This is a genomic window from Litorivita pollutaquae, from assembly GCF_003205515.1.
Lineage (GTDB): Bacteria > Pseudomonadota > Alphaproteobacteria > Rhodobacterales > Rhodobacteraceae > Litorivita > Litorivita pollutaquae.
This window is the reverse complement of the sequence record NZ_KZ826493.1, coordinates 1-25,348: the sequence shown is the minus strand read 5'-3', so window position 1 is coordinate 25,348 and position 25,348 is coordinate 1. Positions and strand designations below refer to the sequence as shown.

At 59.5% G+C, this 25,348-nt stretch carries 22 protein-coding genes; 15 read left to right on the top strand and 7 right to left on the bottom strand.

Annotation, left to right across the window (positions count from 1 at the left end; genetic code table 11):
• Positions 1 to 121: 121 nt before the first annotated feature.
• Entirely contained in the window at positions 122 to 1,195 is a 1,074-nt protein-coding gene (locus DI396_RS15525; RefSeq protein WP_110797250.1) for an acyltransferase family protein, read from the top strand.
• Between the two features lie 23 nt (positions 1,196 to 1,218).
• Here DI396_RS15525 and DI396_RS15520 read toward each other — a convergent pair whose 3' ends face one another.
• Positions 1,219 to 2,151, bottom strand: a complete 933-nt coding sequence (locus DI396_RS15520) for a replication initiator protein A (RefSeq protein ID WP_235851908.1) — start codon at positions 2,149 to 2,151, stop codon at positions 1,219 to 1,221.
• Positions 2,152 to 2,791: 640 nt separating this feature from the next.
• Between DI396_RS15520 and DI396_RS15515 the strand changes: the two genes are divergently transcribed.
• From DI396_RS15515 to DI396_RS15505, 3 genes are all read left to right on the top strand, one after another.
• The gene (locus tag DI396_RS15515; RefSeq protein ID WP_110797247.1) at positions 2,792 to 4,192 is read left to right on the top strand and encodes an AAA family ATPase; all 1,401 of its coding nucleotides are present in this window, start codon (positions 2,792 to 2,794) and stop codon (positions 4,190 to 4,192) included.
• Between the two features lie 144 nt (positions 4,193 to 4,336).
• A complete protein-coding gene (locus tag DI396_RS15510) occupies positions 4,337 to 5,368 on the top strand; it encodes a ParB/RepB/Spo0J family partition protein (RefSeq protein WP_110797296.1) in 1,032 nt (343 codons plus the stop codon).
• Positions 5,369 to 5,569: 201 nt separating this feature from the next.
• Positions 5,570 to 6,766: an acyltransferase family protein gene (locus DI396_RS15505; protein ID WP_110797245.1), complete on the top strand. Its 1,197-nt coding sequence runs from the start codon at positions 5,570 to 5,572 to the stop codon at positions 6,764 to 6,766.
• Here DI396_RS15505 and DI396_RS15500 read toward each other — a convergent pair.
• Genes DI396_RS15500 through DI396_RS15490 form a run of 3 tightly spaced genes read right to left on the bottom strand, consistent with a single transcriptional unit; the run spans position 6,755 to position 10,250 of the window.
• Positions 6,755 to 8,044 (bottom strand): glycosyltransferase, encoded by a 1,290-nt coding sequence (locus tag DI396_RS15500; RefSeq protein WP_110797244.1) that lies wholly within the window; start codon positions 8,042 to 8,044, stop codon positions 6,755 to 6,757. The two genes, DI396_RS15505 and DI396_RS15500, sit on opposite strands and share 12 nt — an antisense overlap.
• Entirely contained in the window at positions 8,041 to 9,075 is a 1,035-nt protein-coding gene (locus DI396_RS15495; RefSeq protein ID WP_110797243.1) for a Gfo/Idh/MocA family protein, read from the bottom strand. Before DI396_RS15495 ends, DI396_RS15500 begins: the two co-directional genes overlap by 4 nt.
• A gap of 38 nt (positions 9,076 to 9,113) precedes the next feature.
• Positions 9,114 to 10,250 (bottom strand): Gfo/Idh/MocA family protein, encoded by a 1,137-nt coding sequence (locus DI396_RS15490; RefSeq protein WP_110797241.1) that lies wholly within the window; start codon positions 10,248 to 10,250, stop codon positions 9,114 to 9,116.
• Between the two features lie 256 nt (positions 10,251 to 10,506).
• Between DI396_RS15490 and DI396_RS15485 the strand changes: the two genes are divergently transcribed.
• A complete protein-coding gene (locus DI396_RS15485; RefSeq protein WP_110797239.1) occupies positions 10,507 to 11,829 on the top strand; it encodes a hypothetical protein in 1,323 nt (440 codons plus the stop codon).
• A gap of 30 nt (positions 11,830 to 11,859) precedes the next feature.
• Here the strand turns inward: DI396_RS15485 and DI396_RS15480 are convergent, their stop codons facing one another.
• Positions 11,860 to 12,552: a VPLPA-CTERM sorting domain-containing protein gene (locus DI396_RS15480; protein WP_110797237.1), complete on the bottom strand. Its 693-nt coding sequence runs from the start codon at positions 12,550 to 12,552 to the stop codon at positions 11,860 to 11,862.
• Positions 12,553 to 12,995: 443 nt separating this feature from the next.
• Between DI396_RS15480 and rfbC the strand changes: the two genes are divergently transcribed.
• Genes rfbC through DI396_RS15455 form a run of 5 tightly spaced genes read left to right on the top strand, consistent with a single transcriptional unit; the run spans position 12,996 to position 17,075 of the window.
• Positions 12,996 to 13,565, top strand: a complete 570-nt coding sequence (gene rfbC, locus DI396_RS15475; RefSeq protein WP_110797235.1) for a dTDP-4-dehydrorhamnose 3,5-epimerase — start codon at positions 12,996 to 12,998, stop codon at positions 13,563 to 13,565.
• Positions 13,562 to 14,602, top strand: a complete 1,041-nt coding sequence (gene rfbB / locus DI396_RS15470; RefSeq protein WP_110797293.1) for a dTDP-glucose 4,6-dehydratase — start codon at positions 13,562 to 13,564, stop codon at positions 14,600 to 14,602. The genes rfbC and rfbB overlap by 4 nt, the downstream gene beginning before the upstream one ends.
• Complete coding sequence (gene rfbD, locus DI396_RS15465; RefSeq protein WP_110797294.1) at positions 14,599 to 15,447, top strand: dTDP-4-dehydrorhamnose reductase; 849 nt, start codon at positions 14,599 to 14,601, stop codon at positions 15,445 to 15,447. The genes rfbB and rfbD overlap by 4 nt, the downstream gene beginning before the upstream one ends.
• Positions 15,444 to 16,346 carry a glucose-1-phosphate thymidylyltransferase RfbA gene (gene rfbA, locus DI396_RS15460; RefSeq protein ID WP_110797233.1) on the top strand — a complete coding sequence of 301 codons (903 nt, stop codon included), beginning with the start codon at positions 15,444 to 15,446 and terminating at the stop codon, positions 16,344 to 16,346. Before rfbD ends, rfbA begins: the two co-directional genes overlap by 4 nt.
• Complete coding sequence (locus DI396_RS15455) at positions 16,347 to 17,075, top strand: metallophosphoesterase (protein WP_110797232.1); 729 nt, start codon at positions 16,347 to 16,349, stop codon at positions 17,073 to 17,075. It begins immediately after the preceding gene.
• Here DI396_RS15455 and DI396_RS15450 read toward each other — a convergent pair.
• Both DI396_RS15450 and DI396_RS15445 read right to left on the bottom strand, forming a co-directional pair.
• Positions 17,072 to 18,238 carry a nucleotide sugar dehydrogenase gene (locus tag DI396_RS15450; RefSeq protein ID WP_110797291.1) on the bottom strand — a complete coding sequence of 389 codons (1,167 nt, stop codon included), beginning with the start codon at positions 18,236 to 18,238 and terminating at the stop codon, positions 17,072 to 17,074. The two genes, DI396_RS15455 and DI396_RS15450, sit on opposite strands and share 4 nt — an antisense overlap.
• A 385-nt stretch (positions 18,239 to 18,623) precedes the next feature.
• Positions 18,624 to 19,118 (bottom strand): DVUA0089 family protein, encoded by a 495-nt coding sequence (locus DI396_RS15445; protein WP_110797230.1) that lies wholly within the window; start codon positions 19,116 to 19,118, stop codon positions 18,624 to 18,626.
• A 559-nt stretch (positions 19,119 to 19,677) separates the two neighbouring features.
• On the opposite strand from DI396_RS15445, the gene DI396_RS15440 reads away from it, so the two are divergent.
• The 5 genes from DI396_RS15440 to DI396_RS15420 all read left to right on the top strand — a co-directional run.
• Positions 19,678 to 21,858, top strand: a complete 2,181-nt coding sequence (locus DI396_RS15440) for a type I secretion system permease/ATPase (RefSeq protein ID WP_110797228.1) — start codon at positions 19,678 to 19,680, stop codon at positions 21,856 to 21,858.
• Positions 21,819 to 23,120 (top strand): HlyD family type I secretion periplasmic adaptor subunit, encoded by a 1,302-nt coding sequence (locus tag DI396_RS15435; RefSeq protein WP_162617248.1) that lies wholly within the window; start codon positions 21,819 to 21,821, stop codon positions 23,118 to 23,120. Before DI396_RS15440 ends, DI396_RS15435 begins: the two co-directional genes overlap by 40 nt.
• Before the next feature lie 248 nt (positions 23,121 to 23,368).
• Positions 23,369 to 24,076: an IS6 family transposase gene (locus tag DI396_RS15430; RefSeq protein ID WP_110797290.1), complete on the top strand. Its 708-nt coding sequence runs from the start codon at positions 23,369 to 23,371 to the stop codon at positions 24,074 to 24,076.
• Between the two features lie 58 nt (positions 24,077 to 24,134).
• Positions 24,135 to 24,317, top strand: coding sequence for an SGNH hydrolase domain-containing protein (locus DI396_RS15425; protein ID WP_110797225.1), 183 nt, complete (start codon positions 24,135 to 24,137; stop codon positions 24,315 to 24,317).
• 175 nt (positions 24,318 to 24,492) lie between these two features.
• On the top strand, positions 24,493 to 25,348 hold an 856-nt coding region (locus tag DI396_RS15420; RefSeq protein ID WP_162617247.1), incomplete at its 3' end, for a TolC family protein.

The following is a 25,348-nucleotide window of genomic DNA, read 5'->3' as shown; positions in this document are numbered from 1 at the left end:
GGTGGCATATTCGCCCAAAATTTGACTGTCCGTGCACCAAACACCCGAAAACCGTGGCGCGCCGCGCGCCGTTCTGGAAGGTTGGGGGCTCTTCCTCCCTCCCGTTGAGACAAGGCCGCCCATGCAAAACCCACCTCAGAGTGACAAACCCAGTGGCAAAATCGAAAGCCTGCAAATGCTGCGCGCCGTGGCGGCGCTTTTGGTGGCGGCGTTTCACCTCAATGCCTCGGCGGTGTTGAATGGCGGCTATACGGGCGTGTTCAACCTGTTTGAACATGGCGAATCCGGCGTGGATTTGTTTTTCGTGCTCAGCGGGTTCATCATCTATTTCACCGCCGCGCAGAAACCCGATCTGACCGCGCGGCAGTTTTTAGCCGCACGGTTTTACCGGATTGTGCCGCCCTATTGGGCGGTGCTGGCCTGTTATATCGGATTGGCCGTGGTACTGGCGCAAGTTCTGGGGGATGCCTCCAAACTGCCCGATCTGCAAACCCTGCTGATTTCGGTTTTCATTCTGCCCTACCCTGATCATGTGATCATCATCGCCTGGACGCTGGCGCTTGAACTGGTGTTCTACGGTATTTTTGCCTTGAGCTATTTCCGCTTTGGCCGCACGGGATTGCTGACGGCCATGGGGATTTGGGTGGGGCTGTCGATCGCCCTGCGGGTGCAGGACCTGTTTGATCCGCGCCCCTTGGCGTTTTTGTTGCATTCGGCAGTCCTGGAATTTCTGTTTGGCATATTGATCGCCATGGCGGTTTTGGCGGGGCGCGCGCCGCTGCGCCTGCCGGCCCTGTTCCTCGGCGTGGCGCTGTTTATCTCCTATCTGATGAGTGGCACGCTTTTGGGCCTCACCGCAGGCCGCGAGATCGTCGCAGGCATTCCCGCCGCTTTCATCGTCTACGGGCTCACGGGCCTCAAAGGGCGGCAGCCCGCTTCGGTATTGCTGGCGGGGGATGCATCATACCTGTTGTATCTGGGGCATCTGTTGTTGTTTTCCGTGCTGCTCCGCGCCGCCGATATGGCATTTGGCTTTGATCTGTTGTCGTCCAGCGCCGCGATGTGGGCCATGCTCGCCGCGGCGCTTGGGGTCAGCATGGCGCTCAGCTATTATCTGGAGCGCCCCTATCACGCATGGGCGCGGCGGCGGCTCAAAGCCCGCGCCACCCGTGCCGCGCAAAGTCGGACCGTCTAACCCCCGCCTGAGGCGTTGCGTTCTCAGGCGTTGCGTTTTTTCAGCCATCCCAAAAACGCCGCCTCGGCCGAGCGCAAATGCGGCCGTCCCGAACGGGCCCAATAGGCGCGCCATTCCGCCTCCAATGCATAAATATCCTCGCCCGGCTCTGCGATGGCGCGGCCACGGTTGCGGGCCTCGTCGGTCAATGGCGCGGCCTCTGGCATATCCACAAGCGCCGCCTCGCTGTGCGGGGCAAAGCGGATGATATCGCCCGCCTCTTCGATCATGGCGTAATCGGGCAAGCCGCCCTTTTTCATAATATCGCGCAGCATGGCGCGAAACACACGCCGCGGGCTGGCCGATCCGGATTTTTTCAAAAGCGTCTCGACCGAGATGCGCCATTCGGGTTGGCGGCCACAATGTTTGCGCGCCAATTCATAAAGTCGCCGCTCCAAGGGGCGCCTTAGGCCGAAATAGTCTCTGCTCAGCGTCAAAACCGATTTCGCCAGAACCGCACGGTACAGCCATTCCGACAAGGTCACCGAAACCGACACCATCCGCCCCGCACGGGTGCGCCGCACGATCTCCCAGCTTTCGATCAAACCAAAACCGGAGGTCGTCTCTAAATCACCGGTGGCGATATTGGTGGTGATGCGGGTGCCGGCCAGACGCTCGAACGCATCGCGCAACCGCCGGTATCCATCGCCCGAGGTTTCGCGCCCCGTGGCCTTCAAAAGGTCATGCGCCGTCAAAGTGAGCCGCCGCGAAGTCGCGCGCCCGGCGTTCATCGCCGCCACAAGTTGGCTGATGCAAAAGATCAAAATATCCGCGTCAAAGATCGTGGCGCGGCCCTTCACCGAGGGGGTGATGGTGATCTCTGATCCGTTGTGTTCGTAATGCAGGATGCGCCGGTCCGGACGTGTCGAGAGCGAAAACAGCGGATGCTCCATCGAGGTGAGATCATGTTTGGGCATGGCCGCGGTAAAATCACAGGCAAAGAGATCGCCCGTACCGGTCGCCCCGAACCCGTCCCCGAAGGTTGGACCGGATGCACCAATTGCACCTGCGCCGCTCATCGCGACGACTCGCTATACTCTGTCATGGCCTGTCCATATTCCGCCCCACCGATCTTGCGCCGGATCGGGCTGATTGCTCTGCTCATCTCAATTCGAAACATCTCCCACGGGATAAAACCCGCTTCGGTGTTTCATTTACACCCACGCTAAAGCCCCCCTGCCCATCCGTCCAGCGCCGCTTTCGGGGGATCAGAGTCACCCTTGCGTGGTTTCAGAGTCGCCCTATCGTGGGATCAGAGTCACCCAGTATTTTCAAAATATCGAAAAACGATTTAAATTCAAATGAATACAATGATCTAAATTCAAACCGGCGCGCTGTAACTATTGAATAACATATAAATAACTTAGACAAAAAATTCCAAAACCCTCATAGTCCTCCCAACAAGAGCCACGGATTTCTCAAAAGCAGAGGAATCACAGCTCCGAATCCTCTCGTATTTGCTTAGAAAAAATCGGTTTGATCTGGTTATCGTTGCATGTAACGCCTTTCGTGGTACATTGGTGAAAACAGGTTACATATAACAGATAGAGGCGCGAGATGAGCAGCGACAGCCTTCCCCCGTATTTCAACCTTTCCCCCGACAAGGCCTTTGCCGATCTGACCCCGCCAGAGGGTACCGACGGGTTTGCCGAAGTGGCCGAGGCTTGCCGTGCCGGACGCGATGATCTGGCCTCGCGCGGATTGTCCGAAGACGGCAGCCGCAAGCTGCGGCTCTTCTCGACCTGGGAGATCACCAAATACATCCTGCCGGTCGCACCGGCGCATTTTCGCCGTGTGCTGCGGCAAAATCCGGAGCTGCCCCAAGGCTCGAGCGAGACCGAAGGCGGCGCCAAATGGTTCACCTTTGAAGAGGTGCTGCGCCTGCGTGCGCATTTTGCCGCCGAAGGTTCCAAGGCAAAAGACTATCTGCCCTACCGCCCCAAGGGCCTGCCCGCGAAAATCGTTGCCGTGGCGAATTTCAAAGGCGGTGTCGGCAAGACCTCGACCTGTGCCCATCTGGCCATGAGCGCGGCTCTGGACGGCTATAAGGTGCTGATGGTGGATCTGGACAGTCAAGGGTCGATGACCTCGATTTTCGGCGGTCAGATCGAAGATGAATGGTCCACGGTCTTCCCGCTATTGGCGCGGCACTACGCGCAGCACTTGCAAGGCGACAACCAGCGGCGGGTCGAGCGCGGTGAAGCCCCTCAGCCGCTTGACGAGACGCTCTCTGAAGCGTTGAGCAAATCCGCGCGTGATGTGATCCATCCGACCCATTGGCCGAACATCGATCTCATCGGTGCCCAGCTCAACCTCTATTGGTCCGAATTTCAAATCCCCGTCTGGCGGATGCAATCGCGCGGCTGGAAGCTGTGGGATGCCCTGTCCGAAGTTTTGGAGGCCGACGGGGTTCTCGACGATTATGACCTGATCTTTCTCGATACCCCCCCTGCCCTCGGCTACCTGACGATCAACGGCCTGGCCGCCGCAGATATCCTGCTGGTGCCGCTCGGCGCATCCTTCCTTGAATTCGACTCTACGGGGCGGTTTTTTGACATGCTCCATTCGACCTTTGCCTCGATCGAAGAGGGTGAGAACATCGCCGCCCGGGCCTTGGGCCGCGATGAATTGGCCTTTGAATGGGATGCGGTGCGCGCGGTGATCACCCGTTATGACGGCGCACAGCAAGCCGAGATGGCCGGATTGATCCAAGCCTATATGGGCCGCCGTTTGGCCCCGCACCGACAGGATTTTACCGCGCTGATCGGGCAAGCCGGCGAAAGCGTCAACGGCATCTATGAGGCGGATTACCGCGATTTCAACCGCGAAACCTATGCTCGCGGGCGCGCCACGTTTGACCAAACCTATGCCAGCTTTAAAGAACTGCTTTTGGGGGTCTGGCGGCGCGATGAAATGGCGCAAGCCTCTGAAAGCAAAGGCATGGAGACGGCGCAATGATGTGTTCCGCGCATGGATTTTCCGCCGTCCGTTCCAAAAAAACAAGTTTTTTCAATGCCTTAAGTGCCGCTCGTTTCGCGTGCGAAACATTTACGGTTTTACCTGCACCCTTGCGGGGATGCCGATTTGAAAAAGGAGGCCCCGATGGCCAAGCGTAAACGATTGACCCCTGCCCGTGCGGCGGCGCCCGAAGGGGCTGCGCCAGAGACCAAATCAGGTTTCCCTATGGGCGTGGCCCGCCACAGCCCGCCGAGCACCCCGCCCATCGCCCATGTGGCCGGACAAGCGGCCAGCGAGGCGGCCTTGCATGAACTGGCCGAAGACATCCGCCGGGCCCGCGCCGAAGGGCGTTTGGTGCAAAGCCTGCCCTTGGATGTGATCGATGAGGGATATCTCGTGCGGGACCGCATTGCGGTGGATGCCACAGAGATGGCCGCCTTGATGGGCAGCCTGCGGGACCGCGGTCAACAAACCCCGATTGAAGTGGTGGAATTGGATGGCGGCCGCTTCGGGTTAATCTCAGGTTGGCGGCGGCTCAGCGCGCTGCGCGAATTGGCCAAAGAAGATCCCGATCGGTTTGGCAAGATACAGGCTCTATTACGGCGTCCAGAGACGGCATCGGATGCATATCGTGCCATGGTCGAAGAAAACGAAATCCGCGTTGGCCTGAGTTATTATGAGCGCGCGCGTATCGTGGCACGGGCGGCGGGCGAAGGGGTCTTTGCCGATACGTCTGCCGCGCTGTCGGGACTGTTTGCCAGTGCCAGCCGTGCCAAACGCTCCAAGATAGGTAGTTTTTTGCGTCTGCATGATGCGCTTGATGACCGGCTGCACTTTGCTTCGGCCATTCCCGAACGGCTTGGCCTTGCATTGGTGAAGGCGCTTGATACCGATAAAGCGTTTGCTGCGCGGTTGCGTGACCGGCTGCGCAAAACCCCGCCCGCCAGCGCCGCCGATGAGATCGCCGTGTTGGAACGGGCCATTGATGTGCATGCGCCCAAAACAGAGACTGTTTCGCCACGAACCAAGGCTCATGCAGCGCCAAAACCCGATGTGGCCCAAGGTGTTCAACTCCACCGTTCTAAAGGGGGCTTGGTGATTTCGGGGGCAGGTGTGACCGAGGCATTCGAGGCCGATTTACGTGATTGGTTGGCCGCGCGTTTAAACAATCAATAGAGCGTCTCATAATGTGAGGCAGGACAGAGCCGCCCTGCCTTCATATTTGGCATATGACCATATAGCAGCATCGAACGGCTCGTTCTTACCAAATGCCGCCTGTGCTGCGTCTTATTAATACTTTGTTAACCATATACAGCCCTTCCTTAAGGGAACCCTCGATCAGTCTTCTATGGGGGAAGCGCGGGGCAAAGGGGCCCGATGGTTGTGTCACGTTTGGTTGTATCGACAGGTCCGGACGCGTCTTCGCGGCGCGACGACATTGATACGCTGCGCGCCATCGCGTGCATTGCTTTGGTGTCCTACCATGTGGTCGGCAGCCATCCCGGGGCGGGACTGCATTTGCCTCCCGAGCATTGGCTAAGCCGCTTCAATCAAACCTTTGTCGATATGCGCATGCCGCTGTTCAGCTTCATTTCCGGTTTTGTTTTTGTGGCCTCGGGCTTCGGGCGCGGGGCAGGGGCGCGGCTTGCCGGTAAGGCGCGGCGGTTGCTTGTTCCGATGTTGGTGGTGGGCACGCTATTTTGGGCGTTGCGCAGCCTGACCATCGGGCCGCAGGGGCCGCTTTGGCACATCGCGGTTCTGCCCTATGCGCATTTTTGGTATCTGCAAGCGACATTTGTTTTGATGGCTGTATTGATCGGCGCGATTTACATTACCCAAGACACGGCCTCTGTCATGCGACCGACCGCCGATAGAGAGTGGCGCGTTGGGGCGGCTTTGCTTGGCATGACGGGGTTTTTGTGGCTTTGGGGCGCGCGGGCCGAGGTGAATATCTTTGCGGTCAATAATGCGCTCTATATTGGCCCGTTCTTCTTTGCCGGCTTTATCCTTGCGCGATCACGCCGCGGCCTAAAGGCGCTTTTGGGCGGCGGATCGGTGCGGCGGGTGCTGGGCGGCGGCATATTGGCTCTGGCGGTGCTTATGGGCGCGCTCCTCGCCCTGGAGGCGGTGACGCTTGCGGGCCCCGCGCGGCGGGCGATGACCTTGGTTTTGGGGGCGGCGGCTTGCGGCGGGTTGATGTTGTTGCGGCCGCGCTCGGCGTTGATGGCCCGTTTGGGCCGCGCCTCCTATGCGGTCTACCTGTTCCATGTGTTTTTCACCGCCGGCACACGCATCGTCTTGCTGCGGATTTGGCCGGATATGGACGTGACGCTGATTTGGATTTTGGCGTTGTCGGCGGGATTGATCGGGCCGGTTGTGGTGCAATGGGGGGCTTTTGCCGCGCCGATGGGCCTATCGCGGTTTCTGGGGTTGGCGCTCTTCGGGGTGCGTATCCCCCCAAGGCATCGCCTCCTGCGCAGGAGGAGGAGGCTTACGGGCGCGGCAAAAGCTATTCCCTGCAGTCCTAGCGCGATTTCGTGTCGAAACAGCGCTAGGATTACCCTAAGTCTTTGAGGTCACGGCCGCATGGATATGCTTGGCCAAAAGCGCGGCATTGGCACCGGCATCATGGTGCGCCATCACGCGGGCGCGGCCCTCTGTTCCCATCTTGGTGAGGGTCTTGGGTGCGGCGTCCATCGCGGCGCGCATGGCCTGTGCGATGTCGTCCACCGATCCGGCGGGAACGATCCAGCCGACATTGTCATCGACCAATTCGGGGATACCCGCGATATAGGTCGAGATTGCCGGCCGGCCAAGCGCCAGGGCCTCCATGATCACCACGGGCAAGCCTTCGGCAAAGCTGGGCAGTAAAAGCGCCCGCGCCGCGCCCAGATGTGCGCGCACCTCGGCATTGGTTTTCCATCCCAACAGCGTGACATTTTCTTGCAAGCCGTGCTGCGCGATGAGCGCCTCGATTTGCGGGCGGATATCGCCATCACCGATAAACTCCATATGCATATCGGGGTGTGTTAGAGCCACTTTCGCGGCGGCCTCAACGATCAGAAGCTGCGCCTTTTGCGGGCAAAGCCGCCCGACGCACACAAAGGGCGCACGCGCATCAAACGGCGCGGTGGATGCGGGGAATTCGTCCATATCAATACCGCAATGTACGATGTGGATCTTGTCCCATTGATCATACCCCGCCGCCAAAGCCACCTGTGTGCGGCAAAAATGCGAGATGGCGGCGACAAACCGCGCCTCGCGGGTTTTGAATTTCAATGAGGCAGGGCCCCAATCTATCAACTCATCGGGTCCGTGGACCATAAAGCTGAACTCTGGCCCGCCGAGGCGATGCGCCAACAAAGCGACCGCTGCCGAATTGGTGGAAAAATGCGCGTGGATATGGGCGATGCCATCACGTTTTGCAGCGCGCTTGAGCGAGATGGCCTCTAGGAAATAGGCGGCGTGGCGGATGACGCCGCCGCGGGCGTTGCCGACCAACCGGCCCCATGCCTTGAGCGCTGAGAGAATGCCGCGCGGGTTGGCGGCGACTTCGCGGAAGAAATCCGCCAGCAATGCCTTGGTGCGTCCTGATAAAAGATACTGCGTGCGGGCCTGTTCTTCGATGTCTTGCGGGTCGACCAAGGCGGTGTCCCATGGCCGGATTGCATAGCGCGTCACATCATGGCCCTGCGCCTCCAGAGCATGGATCTCGCGGCGGATGAAGGTGGTGCTGGTCATCGGATAGGCGTTCAAGAGATAGCCGATTTTGAGCGGCGGCGTGTCGGCCGATGCAGCGGTCGATACCGTGGTTGATGTGCCTGTTGATGCGTCGGTGGATACGGTGGTCATTGCGCGCGCGCCTCCGCGATCAAACGGGCCACTGCGATTGACAGATCATGCGGCACCAACGGGCTTTGAGCGCCGCTTGGCAGGGTCTGTGCAAAGGCGGTGAGGATGGGGTGATACATATTGGCGCCAAAACCGTGATAGGCGCCCATACGGTGGCCAAGGCGGGCTTTGAGGCGGCGCAGGGCGGGCATGGCTTTGAGTTTGGCGGCCTTGCCTTCAGGAGAGATCCCATCGGCGGAGGGCGATGTTGGGCTGAAATAGTCTCTGATATGGAGGTGCTCACCGCCCAAGGCGCTGTCCAGGTGCAGGTGCCGTCCGCCATTCGAGACGGATAGGGTATTCGCCCCGCCCATATCAAGCGCCACGGTGATCACGCTGCGCGCACCGCTCTCATGGGTCAGCAATAAGGTCGCGCCCAAATCAACGCCGTTGCCGTCACGGCGCAGGTCGGTTTGAAAATCGGCGACGGGGCCGAAGAGATCGCGCGCATAGGCCAAACCATAGATCGCGCGGTCGAGGATCGCGCCGCCCGTTTTTGGATCAAACAGGCCGGGCATGGCGGCGGGGGCGACGGGCATCGAGAAATCAAATGTCATCCGGTGCGGTCCTGCGGCGGGGCCAAGATCGCCCTTCAGGGCGCGATAGGCGGGCAGGGCGAGGGTCCACAGGTTTTCCATCAACGTCACGCCGCGCTCGGCCGCGAGGGCGCAGAGGGCTTCGGTCTCTGCTGCCGTGGTGGTCAACGGTTTTTCGACCAAGACCGGCAGCCCTGCCATGATCGCGGCGCGGGCCAATGTGGCGTGTTGGCCGTTGGCATTGGCAATGTAGACGGCCTTAATGTTTGCAGATAGAAACTCTTGTTCTTTATCAAATGGTTGACCACAATTTAGGGCCTGCGAAAATGCTGTGGCACGGGGCAGGGTGGAGGAGAGCACCGCAGCAGGCATGAACTCTGCGCTGTTGTGCAGTGCGCGGGTCATCGTGGCAGCCATCCGTCCGGTGCCAATGATGCCGATGGGGGTCTTTGTCATGGCGGTCTTCCTTCAAAACAGTCTCTGTTACGCCGCAATCAGGCGAGTTTTTCGGCCCACGCCATGGGTGCAACCGGGGTAAAACGGGTTTGCATTTGCACCGCTCCGGTTGTTTCGCCCGCATTTTGCAGTGCCAGCGTCACCTCGTTGATATGCAGCGCCAGATCGGGCGACATCCGGCAGGGGCGCGCATCGCGAATTGCCTCTAACATCTCGACAGGGCCGAGGGCGAAATTCATCGCTGCCGCGCCCTTTCGGCCCAATTTGGCATGGGTTTCCCCCTTGGGCAGGCGCAGTTTTTTGGCAAAGGGCGCGTTCATCAACCGGCGGCGCAGAGTGAAGCGTTTGCGGTATTTTACCGGCGTGTCGTTCTTCCAGCATTCATCGATGGAAATCACACCTTTGTCGCCGATGAGCTGTAATTCGTGATCATGGGGCGCGAGGATCGAACAGGTCAGCCGCGCGACAACGCCGCTTTCAAAGAAGAGCGCGCCTATAGAGAAGTCCGGCGCGCATTCTTCGGCGGGGGTTTCCTTTTCGGCAAGGTTGGCCGAGGCGGCGACCACGGTGCGCACCGGGCCAAACATCGGTAAGAGCCATGCAAGATAGTAGCCCGCGTGCTCAACGGTGCAGCCCACGCGAAATTCATCCGCATAGGGCCAAGGCGCGCCGCTGTCGGAGGTCCATTTTTTATACGGCGCTTGCGGGATGAAATCATCGTCCATTTCCGCGTAAACGAGGCGGATTTTTCCGGCGACATCTTCGCGCACGGCGGCCCAAAGGGTTTGCGCGGTCTCGCTCAAAAGGCTGCAGGGCGCCGATGCGATGCGCAGTCCCTTGGCTTCGGCCAATTGGGTCAACTCATGGGCTTGGTCCATTTGCATCGCCAGCGGTTTTTCCGAATAAACGTGATGCCCCGCCTCAAGACAGGCGCGGCTTACGTCATAATGGGCGTGCGGATTGGTCAGGTTGAGGATTATGCCCTGCGCATCGGTGGCTTCGAACAGGGCCTCCATAGACGCGATCGGGGTCAGCTTCCAATAGTCGCAAAACGCATCGCGCCGCGCGGTGTCGATGTCATAGACACCATTAATGCGGATCTCGGGGTAGAGCGCGAAGGACCGCAGATACAGGTCGGCCACATAGCCAGCCCCGATGATCGATACATTTAGCAAATCCAGTCCCGCCTGCGTTCATCCCGTGTTGCGGCAGACTAAGAAGATCGGCGCCGAAATGGCAATTGAAACCGCCGTTTTACGGGGCGGTTGATGGCAGGGGCGGCGGCATTGCAACACGAAAAGGCAGGGGGCGATTTTTGAGCTGTTTGCTTCGGCATGCGCGCGGCGGTCAGGGCAGGGCGCGCGCGCTGGCGAGATGTTGTTAACCAGCGTGTCACAGGTTTACCGCTCCAGCTTCTGAGGAGACGCCCGTATGGACATTGGATCCGGTTATTCGCTTTCGGCCTGCACATTGGCGCAGGATGTGTCCTATTCGGGACCGCAACCGCTTGCTCCACTGGTGGGGATTTTGGAGGCGCAAAAGGTGATCATCATCGGCGCGTCGATCACCGAAGCGGCGTTTGAAACCGATAACGTGGTGAATGCCAATGTGGCGGCCCATGCGGCGGCGCTTGGCTTTACCGGCACGGTGGTCAGCTATGCGCAGGCAGGCGACCGGATCGCGCAGGGCATCGAGCAGGCGGCAGCCGCGAAGCTCGATCATGCCGCGAGTGAGGGCAGCAACCTCTATATCGCCCATATCGGCGGTAATAATGTCAGCGCCCATCGACCCTATCCCGGCGGAGAGCCGGAATTTACCAACCAATATACCACGCTTTTGGCCAATATCACCGCGACGGACAAAATCGTGCCCTTGCCTTTGACCAAGCGGCTTTATGGGATTGGCGAGGCCGGGTATCCGGCCAACCCCAATGACGTGGACAATGCGGATCCGAACACGGATCAATACGGATCGTTGCCCTACAATGAAAATGCCATCTATCCCTTGATCGATATCTATGCGCCCGATTGGCGCGCGGTGGGTCAGGTCCCCTATGTCGATCCCTATGGGTTTATCGAGCGTCATCCGGATCTGTTGACTTCGGATGGCATCCATGGCGCGGGCCATGCTTTTGCGCGCTATGTCTTGTCGAAGGTGGCCGCGCGGGCCTTGGGGCAGGGGGCGCAGGACAGCCGCGCGGGAAAGACATTGATGTATCGGTTCTCTGTCGGGGCGTCGCCCACCACCGCCATCGCCCCGATCAACAATATTATCGCCTACGCCAATGGCGCGGGATATCCGGTCTTTACCGGCGCGCAATTCTTGGACGGCTCGGTTGATGGGCATTCAGTTTTGCGCATGGGGACATTCAACAATGGCGGCAGCGGCGCGGGCGCGGATGCTTTTTCCCGTATTGCCGACAGCCGTTTTCACGATGTGGATATGCTGTCGAACTATATCTATGTGCAGGGTAGCAATGTGTTGCGCATCACCATTGGCGGTTTGGCCGTGGGCGATACGGTCACGGCCACAGCAGTGGCGGGCCACAGCGCGGCATGGGATGCGCGATCCGGCGATCTGACGCTAAATGAGGGAGAGGTTTTGACCCTTAATCCGCAAAGCGATGCCGCGTCGAACCAAGTGGTGTTCCAACCCGTCACCGTTCCGGCAAGCGGCGAGATCAATTTTGATCTCGCGGTCTCTGCGGGGGCCACATATGGGCTGCTGTCGGGGTTGGGGCTGGATTTCTCTTGAGGGCGCAGATGGCCCTCAAGAGTTAGAGAATCAAGCGGCTTTGCGGCGGCGGCGCATCGCGCCGAATGTGCCGAATGCACCGACCATCAAAAGCGCGCTCGCAGGCAATGGCACGGCGGGCGTGTCTTCTTCCCAGACGATTTCCAGCGCGGCGATTCTGAAGGAATCGCCAAAGCCGTGAGCCCCGATACCGAAGATATTTGAGACGGCGAGTGGCTCGGCAAACTCATAGGATCGGCCGTCAAGAAGACCGAACCCACCCAAGAGCGACATGTTGATTCTGGGGTCGAAGTCCATGACGCTGCCGCCGGCGCCGATCACCGAGAAGGAAAAGTCATCGCTTGCGTCGATTTCAGAGAAATATATTCTCTTGATCGAGACGGCGCTATCGAAAGCAAATTTAATCACCTCGTCGCTTCCGAAGCTGTCGACCGTAGGCGAGTCTGTCAGACAGGTAAAGCGGCCGCAGGTGGTGACGCCTAGACCGCCTAGGGTTTTGTTGATCCGAACCTGATCACCGATTGCGCCATCCGCGTTGAGCTCATGGCCCGTGGCCTCCATAGTCAAGTCACCGCCGCCGGCGGTGTATGTGTAAGAGGAATGGGTGAACAGATCAGGGATAGCGCTGCCCAAGTAAATGGTATCGGTCACGGTTGCGGCGCTGGCAGCGGAGGCTGTCAAAGCAAGGGCAATCGGGGCAACGATTTTGGTAAACAGTGTCATGGCAGCGACCTCTAACTAATAAATAAAGCTTAACCCAATTCTAGCACATGAGGCATGATCGGCAAGGCTGTGCCGGTTTTAACCATGAATTTAAGGGAAAATTGTTAATTTCCGGCGCTTTTCTCATCAAATTTGTTTCCGATATTGTGTTAATCGGGGCAATAATGCGCCATTGTTCGGAAATGGGCGGGTAATAAAGCCCGATTTGCCCATTGGGCGCCGCCGAATCACCATAGTTTTGCCGCAACGCGGCGATAGCTGCGGTGCGCCTGTCACTTCGGATGAATTGTAGAATTATATCATGAGGTTGCCCCATAGTGTCGCAAAGGTGGTTGATGCGGTGCGTGCCGATCACAGGCGCGGCCCCTTACGGGTTTTCTGCGTGACAGCATCAGATCGGGTTGTTACCCCTGAAGGAGACCGGTTTAACAAAGTGATTGCTGATGGATATTGACCCCACAAACTTGCCGGGTGTTTTGCGCCTGGCCCCGCGCCGTTTTGGCGATGCCCGCGGTTTTTTCTCTGAAAGCTGGAACCGCAAAACCCTTGTCGAGGCGGGGGTGGATTTGCCCGAGTTTGTGCAAGATAACCATTCGCTGTCGGCGCGCGCGGGCACGGTGCGCGGATTGCATTTCCAATCGCCCCCCCATGCGCAGGGCAAATTGGTCCGTTGCGGTCGCGGGGCGCTTTATGATGTCGCGGTCGATGTGCGTAAAGGCTCGCCCACCTACGGGCAATGGACCGGCGCCGAATTGAGTTTCGAGAATGGCGCGCAATTGTGGATCCCTGCGGGGTTCCTGCACGGGTTTTTGACCCTGACCGATGACACCGAGATCGTTTACAAATGCACCGATCACTATGCGCCCGAATGCGACGGCGCGGTGAAATGGGACAGCTGCGGCATCGATTGGCCGATGCCCGAGGCCGCCGAGGCGCTCTTGTCTGACAAAGACGCCGTGGCACAGCCTTTGGCCGATTTCGACAGCCCCTTCACATGGGAGGGCGCGGCATGAAAGTCCTTGTCACCGGCGGCGCCGGGTTTATCGGATCGGCCGTGGTGCGATTGGCGATTGCGCGCGGGCATCAGGTGGTCAACCTTGATGCGCTGACCTATGCGGCCTGTTTGGAGAACGTCGCCGAGGCGGCTCAAAGCCCCAATTACGCCTTTGTCCATGCCGATATCCGTGACCGCGCCGCATTGGATGCGGCATTTGCCGAACATGCCCCCGACGCGGTGATGCATCTGGCCGCCGAAAGCCATGTGGACCGCTCGATCGACGGGCCGGGGGCCTTTATTGAGACCAACGTCAACGGCACCTATCATATGCTTGAGGCCGCGCGCGCCTATTGGGCGGCGCAGGGCAAGCCCGACACCTTTCGGTTTCATCATATTTCCACCGATGAGGTTTACGGCACATTGGGCGCGACGGGGCTCTTCACCGAAGAGACGCCCTATGCCCCAAACAGTCCCTATTCCGCCTCTAAAGCGGCCTCTGACCATTTGGTGCGGGCTTGGGCCGAGACTTATGGATTGCCTGTTGTTCTGACCAATTGCTCGAACAATTACGGCCCCTATCATTTCCCCGAGAAATTGATCCCCGTGGTGATTTTGAACGCGCTTGCGGGCAAGGATCTGCCGATTTACGGCGACGGATCGAATGTGCGCGATTGGCTTTATGTCGAGGACCACGCCGACGCGCTTTTGCTGGTGGTGGAAAAAGGCGCATTGGGGCGCAGCTATAACATCGGCGGCGAGAACGAGCGCAGCAATCTGCAATTGGTCAAAGCGCTTTGCGCGATTTTGGACGTGAAACGCCCCAAGGAGACCGGCTCTTACTCCGATCAAATCACCTTTGTCACTGACCGGCCCGGCCATGATGCGCGCTATGCGATTGATCCCACCCGCATCCGCACCGAATTGGGGTGGCAACCCTCGGTAACAGTTGAAGAGGGGCTTGAGAAAACCGTCGATTGGTATCTGGCCAACGAAGATTGGTGGCGCGCCTTGCAAGCCCGCGCCGGTGTCGGCGAACGATTGGGCACAGCATAATGTTGGTCTTTGGTCAAACCGGACAAGTGGCGCGCGAATTGGCACGTATCCGTCCCGATGCGGTGTTTTTGGGGCGCGATAGAGCCGATTTATCCGATCCCGCTGCATGTGCCGCCGCCATTCGCGACCATGCCCCGACAGCCGTGATCAATGCCGCCGCATGGACCGCCGTGGATGCCGCCGAGGCCGAGGAAGAGGCCGCAATGGTGGTCAACGGCGCGGCTCCTGCGGCCATGGCGCGGGCCTGTGCCGATCTGGGCGTGCCTTTTGTGCATATCTCGACCGACTATGTGTTCGACGGGTCCGGCACCGCGCCCTTTGCACCGGATTATCCCACCGGACCTTTGGGCGCATATGGGCGCACCAAACTGGCCGGCGAAGAGGCGGTGCGCGCGGCTGGGGGCACCCATGCCATTTTGCGCACCTCTTGGGTGTTTTCCGCCCATGGCAATAATTTCGTCAAAACCATGCTGCGCCTTGGCACCGAACGTGACGCATTGACCATCGTCGGGGACCAAATCGGCGGGCCGACGCCCGCAGCGGGGATTGCGGCGGCCTGCGTGACCATCGCCGAGCAGTTGATCGAAACGCCCACGCTCAGCGGTATCAGACACTATTCTGGCGCGCCTGATGTTTCTTGGGCCGATTTCGCCCGCGAGATTTTCGCGCAGGCAGGGATCACTTGTGCGGTTACCGATATTCCGACATCCGATTATCCGACGCCCGCCGCGCGCCCGCTCAATTCGCGGATGGACTGCGCCAACCTCTCTGATTTCGGCCTTGCCCGCCCTGATTGGCGCGCCGGCCTTACCGATGTATTGAAAGACTTGGGAGCCATTTCATGAGCAACGCACAAGCACGCAAAGGCATTATTCTGGCGGGCGGCTCCGGCACGCGGCTTTATCCGCTGACCATTGCGGTGTCGAAACAATTGATGCCGATCTATGACAAGCCGATGATCTATTATCCGCTGTCGGTTTTGATGTTGTCGGGCATTCGCGAGATCGCGGTGATCACCACGCCGCAAGATCAGCCGCAGTTCAAGCGCCTGCTTGGGGACGGCAGCCAATGGGGGCTGAGCCTGACCTATATCGAGCAACCCTCGCCGGACGGTTTGGCGCAAGCCTATATTCTGGCTGAAGATTTCCTGGATGGCGCACCCTCGGCGATGGTTTTGGGCGACAATATTTTCTTTGGCCACGGCCTTCCCGAAATGCTTGATAGCGCGGGCAGCAAGGATATCGGCGGCACGGTGTTTGGCTATCATGTCGCCGATCCCGAACGCTATGGCGTGGTGAAATTCGCCCCCGATGGCACGGTTGAAGAGATCATCGAAAAGCCCGAAGTCGCGCCCAGCAATTATGCCGTCACGGGGCTTTATTTCCTTGATGGTGAGGCGCCCAAACGGGCGCGGGCGGTCAAACCGTCCGAGCGCGGCGAGTTGGAGATCGTCACGCTTTTGGAAAGCTATCTTGCCGATGGCACGCTCTCGGTGGAACGGATGGGGCGCGGCTATGCGTGGCTCGATACCGGCACCCATGCCAGTTTGCTCGATGCGGGCAACTTTGTGCGCACCTTATCGGAGCGCCAAGGCATGCAATCGGGATGCCCCGAAGAGATAGCCTATGTCAAAGGCTGGATTGATGATGCGCAAATGCAGGCCCACGCCGAGACCTTCAAAAAGACCTCTTACGGCACATATTTGGCGCGGCAATTGGCGGATGGTCAACGGAGCCGCGGATAAATGAGCCTTCTAGCGCGTCTTATGCGCCGCCGCGCGCAGGCCGCCGAAGGCATGGCCCCTGATGAGCCGCTCGTCGTGGTGGGTGACATCCACGGGCGCGACGATCTGTTGGACATGATGTTGGCGCGGCTTTTGCCAAGTGATGCGCGGATCGTCTTTGTCGGCGATTATGTCGACCGCGGCGCCGGCAGCGCGGCGGTCTTGCAGTGTTTGCATGATCTCTGCGCCGCACGGGCAGGGACCGTTTGCCTCAAAGGCAACCACGAGGTGATGCTGTTGCGGTTTCTGGCCGCTCCCGAAGACAATGCCGCATGGCTGACTTACGGCGGATTAGAGACGATTCATAGCTTTGGCATTGCGGGGCAGGGGGCCGCGCCGTCCGTCTTGGCCGAGGCGTTGCGCGCCGCGATGGGGGCGGAATTGATCGATTGGATGAGTGGTCTGCCGCGCCTCTTTCAAAGCGGCAATGTCGCGGTCAGCCATGCCGGCGCCGATCCGACGCGGGCGATCCGTGATCAAAGCGACGATGCGTTGATCTGGGGCCAAAGAGGATACGGGCGGATGCAGCGCAGCGACGGCATCTGGGTCGTGCATGGCCATGTGATCGTGCCGCGCGTTAGCGCGCAGATGGGCCACATCAACGTCGATACCGGCGCTTATAAAACCGGACGGTTGTCGGCGGTCATGGTGCGGGCAGGGGCATTTGACGTGGTCGAGACGCGCGGTTAATCCGCGCCGAAGAGATCGCGGGTGAACACCTTATCGATGGCCCCTGCGAGGTCTTCGGTCACGCGGTTGGCGACGATGACATCCGAGGTGGCTTTGAACGCTTCGAGATCGCGCATCACCTTTGACCCGAAAAACGCCTCCTCTTCGAGCACCGGCTCATAAACCACGACCTCGATGCCTTTGGCCTTGAGCCGTTTCATGATGCCCTGGATCGAGGATTGGCGGAAATTGTCGCTGCCGGCTTTCATCACCAACCGGTAGATGCCGACCACTTTCGGCGCCGATGCGATGATTTGATCGGCGAGGAAATCCTTGCGGGTGCGGTTGGCGTCGACAATGGCGCGGATGAGGTTTTGCGGCACTTCGGAATAATTCGCCAGCAATTGTTTGGTGTCTTTGGGCAGGCAATAGCCGCCATAGCCAAAGGAGGGATTGTTATAATGGCTGCCGATGCGCGGATCCAAACCAATGCCTTCGATGATCTGGCGGCTGTCCATGCCGCCGGCCATGGCGTAGCTGTCCAATTCGTTGAAAAATGCGACCCGCATGGCGAGGTAGGTATTGGCAAAAAGCTTGATCGCCTCGGCCTCATTGGCATCTGTTAAAAGGACGGGGACATCCTTTTTGATCGCCCCTTCCAGCAACAGGTCGGCAAAGGCGCGCCCGCGTGAGGATTGGTCACCGACGATGATCCGGCTGGGATAGAGGTTGTCATAGAGCGCGCGGCCCTCGCGCAAAAACTCGGGGCTGAAGATCACGCGGGCGGTGTCATGCAGAGCCTGTTGCTGCGCAATAAATCCCACGGGCACGGTAGATTTGACCACAACGGTGGCCTTTGCGTTGATCTCTAGAACGGCTTTGATCACGGTTTCGACGCTGGAGGTGTCAAAATAATTGTTGTCAGGATCGTAGTTGGTGGGGGTGGCGATAACGACAATTTGCGCGTCTTTATAAGCCTCGTTGGGATCGGTGGTCGCCGTCAGGTTCAGCGATTTGTGCGCCAGAAACTCTTCCAACTCCGGATCGGTGATCGGACACTGCCGCGCATTGAGCATCTCTACCCGCGCGGCCGAAATATCCACAGCCGTCACGTGATGGGTCTGCGCAAGTAAAACGGCGTTCGACAGGCCAACATAGCCGATACCAGCAACTGCAATTTTCATCTCTGCCTCTTCCATCTGCTCACGCACTGTGGCTGTGCTTATGCGCGATCGTACCACATCTGTCTTGTGTCTAAGCGCAGGCTCGGGCATTTCGATGACCTTTGTGCCACGTAAATCGGGCGGTTACGCGGCCAAACATTCTGGTTGCACACGAAATCAAGTTAGCATCGGTCGACATTGCGAGGGCAAAAATGCGGAATTTGGACTTTATAAAACATAATCTAGATTACGCGTTAAGGTCGGGTGTGCAGGCGGGCGCTACCCCCAACTGCCACTCTTGTTAGCAAACAGTAGCTTACGTGCAGGCGAAAAACCCCGCGCCATAGGGACGCGGGGTTCTAAATGTCATGATGTCATGCATTGCTCGGGCCGTGGCCCGCGCGGCTTAGGACTTGCGGCGACGCGACAGGCCGAAGAGGCCCAAAGCACCGGCCAGAAGCGGCAAGCCAGCAGGCAGCGGCACGGCAGGGACGTCTTGAATGGTCAAAACCACATCGCCGGACATGTTGGGCGTACCGAAATCAGCGACAGCCAATGTGTAAACGCCCGTCGAAACCCAGAAGTTGGAGATCAGCGAGTTGCTGAACGCTCCGGCTGGTCCGCACAAGGAGGTTGGGCAGCCGTCATCATTGAATGCAAGCACCGATCCGGTCGCGGAGGCGCCGGAATACAGCGTCAGAACGGGGTCGATGGTCGGGCCCATTGTGTACATGTCGTAGAAGCCCGCCGAAAGGAAGACCGTCGTGGTGCCAACTGTACCGGGGTCACCCGCCGATGCGCCGGTTCCAACGTAAACCGTATCTGTGATGGTCAAGGCCGATGCCGAAGAGGCGGCGGCGATGCCTGCGGCAACAAGTGCCGTCTTGAAAAGTGTTTTCATTACTAACTCCATTACCTCTGGCAGCGAGGCTGTTAATGCAAAGCGTCTAGAACGCATGACGCTATTAACCTCTTTATATCTAAGCCGAAGTTGACACCAAAGAGATTTCAGTGGGTTCCGCATGGTAAATGTAGCAGGTGCAGAAAGGTCACAAGGGGTTTGTGGCGGAGATTTTGGCGGGGTTGGGGTATGAAAATAAGGGAAATGTTAACCGTTCTTGCTTGACGCGAGGGGAAGGTCGCCCAATAGGCGCGCCTAAAATTTCATCGCGCCTTGCGGCTGCAGGTGGATTTGCGGGCAATATCCCGCCGCCTATTCAAAAAACCCTATCAAGAATGCGCCATAAAAACGAATCAATTTTTGGCAAAAATCGGGCAAAAATCCCTGTTGGGACCCCAATAAATTAGCACTTTTGAGGCATTGCGCAGCCTATCTTGGATCTCCTGTCGTGGCGGTGCACGCCAAAGGGATTCCCCCGGCGGGTCCCGTTTGCAGGCAGTTCAAGGCACGTCGCACAGGCGCAATCGCGCGACAGACATATGTAGGAAAGGGTCGGAAAATGACACAAAAGACCGCCGATACCGGACCGGTTCTGTCGTATCGCGCTGCGCTGCGGCGCATTCGGCCTGCTTTGGGATTGGCGGGGTTGTTTAGCGCGGCTGTCGGTCTGCTGATGCTGACCGGATCGCTCTATATGCTACAGGTCTACGATCGTGTTCTGGCCTCGGGGTCTGTTCCAACCTTGCTTGGCCTCTTTGGCCTTGTGGTCGTGCTCTACGGCTTTTTGGGTCTTTATGATTTTTTACGCGCGCGGGTGCTGGGGCGCGCGGCAATGCGTTTGGATCAATCGCTTGGCGAGACGGTATTTGCGCGCACATTGGACGTACGGCGGCAAGGCGCCTCAAGCGGGTTGCGCGATCTGGAGATGGTGCGCGGTTTTTTGTCGGGGCCGGCGGTGACGGGAATTTTGGACGTGCCATGGGTGCCGTTCTATTTGGCGATCCTCTTTGTGGTGCACCCATGGTTGGGGTGGTTGACCTTGGCGGGGGCGATGGTTGTGGCGGTTCTGGCGGGCTTGGCGCAACTGTTCACGCGCGGTCCGATCCGCGCCGCATCGGGGCATGATGCGGCAGAGCGCGAGTTTACCGAAGGCGCGCGGCGCGGGGCCGAAGCCCTGCATGCCATGGGCATGGTCGGGGCCGTGGCGCAGGTCTGGCAAACCCATCACCGCGCCACATTGGGAGCGCATCAACACGCCGCCGGCCCCAGCGAAAAGATCAGCGCCGCCAGCCGTGCATTTCGCATGCTATTGCAATCGGCGATCCTGACCATGGGGGCCTATTTGGTGCTACAGCAGGAGATTTCGGCGGGGATGATTGTCGCCTCTTCGATCCTCTCGGGGCGGGCCTTGGCGCCGGTGGATCAAGTGATCGGCCAATGGCGGGCCATGGGTCATGCGATGGCGGCGCATCGGCGGTTGTCCGAAGAGTTTGCTGAGGCCGCGCCCCGTGCCCAAAGCGTCGCCCTGCCCGCGCCGCGCGGCGAGATCACCGTCAAAGGCTTGACCAAATTCGCACCGCTCCCCCCTGGTGTACGCGCCTCTGCGGACCGCGCGCGGATGCTCACACAGGTCGCCTTTTCCCTCGATGCGGGCGATGCGCTTGGGGTCATTGGGCACAGCGCCTCGGGCAAATCATCATTGGCGCGGCTTTTGGCGGGGGTCTGGGCGCCGGATGCGGGAGAAATCCGCTTTGACGGGGCCACGCCCGATCAATGGCCGCGCGACGCGTTGGGGCGCGCCATTGGATATCTGCCGCAAGAGGTGGTGATGGTGCCGGGATCGATCGCGGAAAATATCGCGCGTTTTGATCCGGACCGTAAAAGCGAGGCGGTGATGGCAGCGGCCAAACTGGCAGGGGTGCATGAGATGATCTTGACCCTCGCGGGGGGCTACGAGACCTTGGTTGGTGGGGCCTCGACGCCGCTATCTGGCGGGCAAATCCAACGGCTTGGTTTGGCCCGTGCGCTCTACGGCGATCCTAATATCGTCGTGTTGGACGAGCCGAACTCAAACCTTGATGCCGCAGGGGACGAGGCATTGGCGCAGGCCATTCGTGCCCTGCGCGCCCGCAAGGCCACAGTGATCGTCATGGCACACCGTCCCTCGGCGATTGCAGCGGTGAACAAGGTGATGGTGCTGAAATCCGGCACCGTGGCACAGTTCGGCCCCAAAGAAGAGGTCTTGAGCGGTGGTAAGGTGGGCGTGCCAAATGCATCTGCGACCCCTGTTTCGCGCACCGCACCTTTGGGAAAAACAGGCCCTGTTCCGCCTCAAACCCGTCCAACTGCCGCCCCCTTTGGCCCCGTCCATCCGGCTTTGATGACGCCTGCCACGCAACCTGCGGCGGGCAAATCTGCCCGGATTCAGGCCGCTGCTGCTGCGCCAGTCGAGGGGCCCGCAGGGGGGGAGGCGCCGCAAACTCCGCCCCCGCAAGAGCGGCCATCGGGTTCCTTTGCCGCCGCAGGGGTTTCGGCGCCAGCGGGCACGGCCATGCCGTCATTTGTGCCCAAGTCCCCCGCGCCAACGGTTTCGGGGACCGCAACGGGCCGCATTGATATGGGCCGTATCGATCCGGGATGGGCCGAGGAAATGGCCACGATCAATGCCCGCTCCCCCAATTCACCCGCACAGGAGACCCCATGCACACCGCAGATGTTCCGCAGCTCCAGACCGAATTGAGCCTGCCCGCGCGGCTCGGTGCCGTGGCGGCCTTGGTGCTGCTCGTTGGGCTCGGGTTTTGGGCCAGCCTTGTGCCAATCTCGGCTGCCGTGGTGGCGCGTGGCCAAATCGATGTGCGCGGAAAACCCATCGTGGTGCAAAGCTTTGAAGGCGGCACCATTGCGGCCCTGCCCGTGCGCTCCGGCGATCAAGTGTCCAAAGGCGATCTTTTGGTGCAGCTTGACCCGACATTGTTGCAAGCCAGCCTTGAGGTTGCGCAGGCGCGACTTGGGGCGGCTTTGGCTCTGCGGGCGCGGTTGATGAGCGAACATCAAGGGTTACCCACGCCGCGTTTCGACATCCCCGCCCTACCCTTTGCCTTGCCTGATCTGAGCGCCGAAGAAGAAGGCCAACGCCGGATTTTTGCGGCGCGCCGCGCGCTGTTTGACGGCCGCGCCGCGCAATTGGCCGAGGCCGAAGTGCAAATCACCGCGCAATTGCAAGGATTGGCCGGGCAAATCCGTGCCAAACGCGATCAAATTGCCACCCTGCGCCTTCAAATCGACAATGCCCGTACCCTTGCGGACCAAGGGTTGGCGCGCAGCAATCAGGTGTTGGATCTGCAACGGATAGAGGCCGAGATTTTGGGTCAGATCGCCGGATTGGACAGCTCCGCCGCGCAGGCTGCGGGATCGCTCCAAGAGGCCCGCATTAGCGAGCTGCAAGCACGGCGCGAAGTGGCCGAGCAGGTGGCGACCGAACTTCGCGCTGCCAATGCCGAAATCGAAGAGTTGATCCCGCAAATCCTCAACACCACGGCGCGGTTGACGCAACTGTCGATCCGCGCGCCCATTGACGGCGTGGTGCATGAAATGGAGGCCACATTGGGCGGTGTCATCGCTCCCGGTGCCACGGTTTTACAGGTGGTGGGGCAAGAACAGGGTCTTATTTTCACCCTGCGGGTCGATCCCGGCCAAGCCGACCAACTCGAGATCGGCCAACCCGCGCGCTTGGTCATCGCGGCCCTCCCGCGCGAAGCGCCGCAGCTTGCGGGGCGGCTTGAACGGATTGCGCCGACCACCAGCACTGACCAAATGAGCGGCCAAATATACTATAGCGCCGAGGTCGAGGTGCCCGCCGCTGAATTGGCGCTTTTGGATGGCTATGCGCTGCGCCCGGGCCTTCCGGTCGAGGGCTACCTAGAACGCCCGGCACGCAGCGCCTTGGCCTATCTGCTCGATCCTTTGGCACGCCATCTCGATCACGCCTTCCGCGAGGAATAAAGCCCCCTCGTCAAAGAGAAAGGCGTTGCCTCACGGGGGTTCTGCCATATGATCGTCTCGGGATTTGAGATGGGGCGTGCGGGTTTACGCGCAGGCCAAGAAGGATTTGAGCGTGTATAGAAAAGAGATCGACGGGCTTCGCTCAGTCGCGGTTTTGCCGGTGATTTTATTCCATGCCGGTTTTGGTATTTTCGGGACTGTTGCATTAATCATCATGCTTTGACAGATTTGTGCTTTTGAGGTTGATGATGCCACGCAGGTCTCCGTTCAAACACCATCGCTTTCCACGTGATATCATTTTGTGCGCTGTGCGGTGGTACTTGCGCTATCCGCTGTCCTACCAGGACGTGGTCGATCTGCTCGCAGAGCGCGGGATTACCATCGATCGGTCGACCGTGTATCGGTGGGTTCAGAAGTTTGGGCCCGAACTCACCAAGCGAACAGAGAAACATCTGCACCGCGCCAGCCTTGATTGGCATGTGGATGAAACCTACATCCGGGTCGGCGACAAGTGGCGATACCTGTGGCGCGCCGTCGATGCGAACGGTCAAATGATCGACTTTCGCCTCACCGCAAGACGAGGCGCGAAAGCTGCCAAGGCCTTTCTCAACAAAGCCATTGAACGAGTTCGGCTCCATCGACCGGTCACTATCATTACAGACAAAGCGCCGACTTATCGTCGTGTCATCCGCGAGCTCAACCAACGATACGACCCGCACTTTGATAGCATCAAACACATTGATCGTAAGTGGCGAAACAACCTAATCGAAAGCGATCATGCCGCCATGAAGCGGCTCCTTGGCTATCGCCAAAGCTTTCGGTCGTTGCGAACAGCAAAGGCGACCCTAAGTGGAATTGAAACCATCCGAACCATCAAACGTGGCCATCTCCAAAACAAGCAACCAGGCGTCAGTGGCGAGATTCAGTTCGTCAGCCAGTTGTTCGAAGCAGCTTGATGTGGCGGACTGACTTGGTGCTATTCTTACTGGTGTCAGTTAATGCAACAGTCCCCTTTTGGATGCCTTAGAAGCGCAGGGCGCGCGGATGCTCGATCCGGCGCCGATCGTCTGCGCTCAAGGGCCTGCGGGGCAATGTGTGCACTATGACGGCACGGATTTGCTTTACCGCGACGATGATCATCCCTCTTTGGTCGCGGGCCGTGCGATTGCGACGCGTGCGGTAGAGATGCTGCCCTGATATCCCCTCTTACTGGGGTTTTGCAGGTGGGCGAGCGGCTGGAGTATTGCGGCATAGCGGGCACAAATGCGCGGGATATGCGGCAGATTTTGGGGTTTTCCTTGCTTTTTATGCCTCCTCACGCAGGATCGGGCCAAAGCCACCGTTGGTAAAGGCGGGGCGCGAGAGGCAGAGTATGATCCAGATCCCCGTATTTAAGGGCCCCATTGTGCGGGCCGTTATGTCTGGCGTGCAAACGCGCGCTTTGCGCCGCGCGCCACGGCGTTTGGGGCGTTTGCTTTTGGCGGGCTCTGCTATGGCGCTTTTGGCGGGTTGTTTGGCCCCGACCCATTACACCGCTCCCGGTTTCGGATTTGGCGATGGGTATGGCCGCGCGGGCAAGGCGGGCGGCAAGTTTGGTCGTTCGGGCCCAGTGCTTTTAAGCAATGCGATGTGGTGGCAGCGGTTGAAAGATCCGGTTCTGGACGGATTGATTGCCGAGGCGCTCAAGCAAAACTATTCCCTGCGCGAGGCGCGCGAAAAAGTTGTCGAGGCGCGCGCGACTTTGGGTACGGTGCCTTCGCCGGATGGATCGCTGCAGGTGTCGCTGGACGGCAAATTAACCGGCAAGGATACCGCGAGCGAGACACTTGGCCTGTCGTGGATGTTGGACCCTTGGGGCGGCAATCTCGCCAGCCGCAAAAGCGCCATGGCCAGCTATGAGATTGCCGCTGCCGAAGCCGATGCGGCGCAACTTTTGGTGATCTACAATCTGGCCAATGCCTATTTGAACCTGCGCTATCGCCAAGAGGTGCTCGGCCTGCGTGAGGGGGAATTGTCGATGCGCCGCCGAACGCTCGGGTTAACCCGCACCCTGGCGCAAAGCAGCGAAGCGACCAAGCTCGACATCACCCGATCGCGCGCCCGTGTTGCCGAGATCGAAGCGCGCCTGCCCGAAGCGCGCGCCGCCATCACCGCGACCCAAAACGAGATTGCCGTACTGACCGGTCATGCGCCGGGGCATTTGCCCGTGGCGGTTGGCCGCGCGCCGC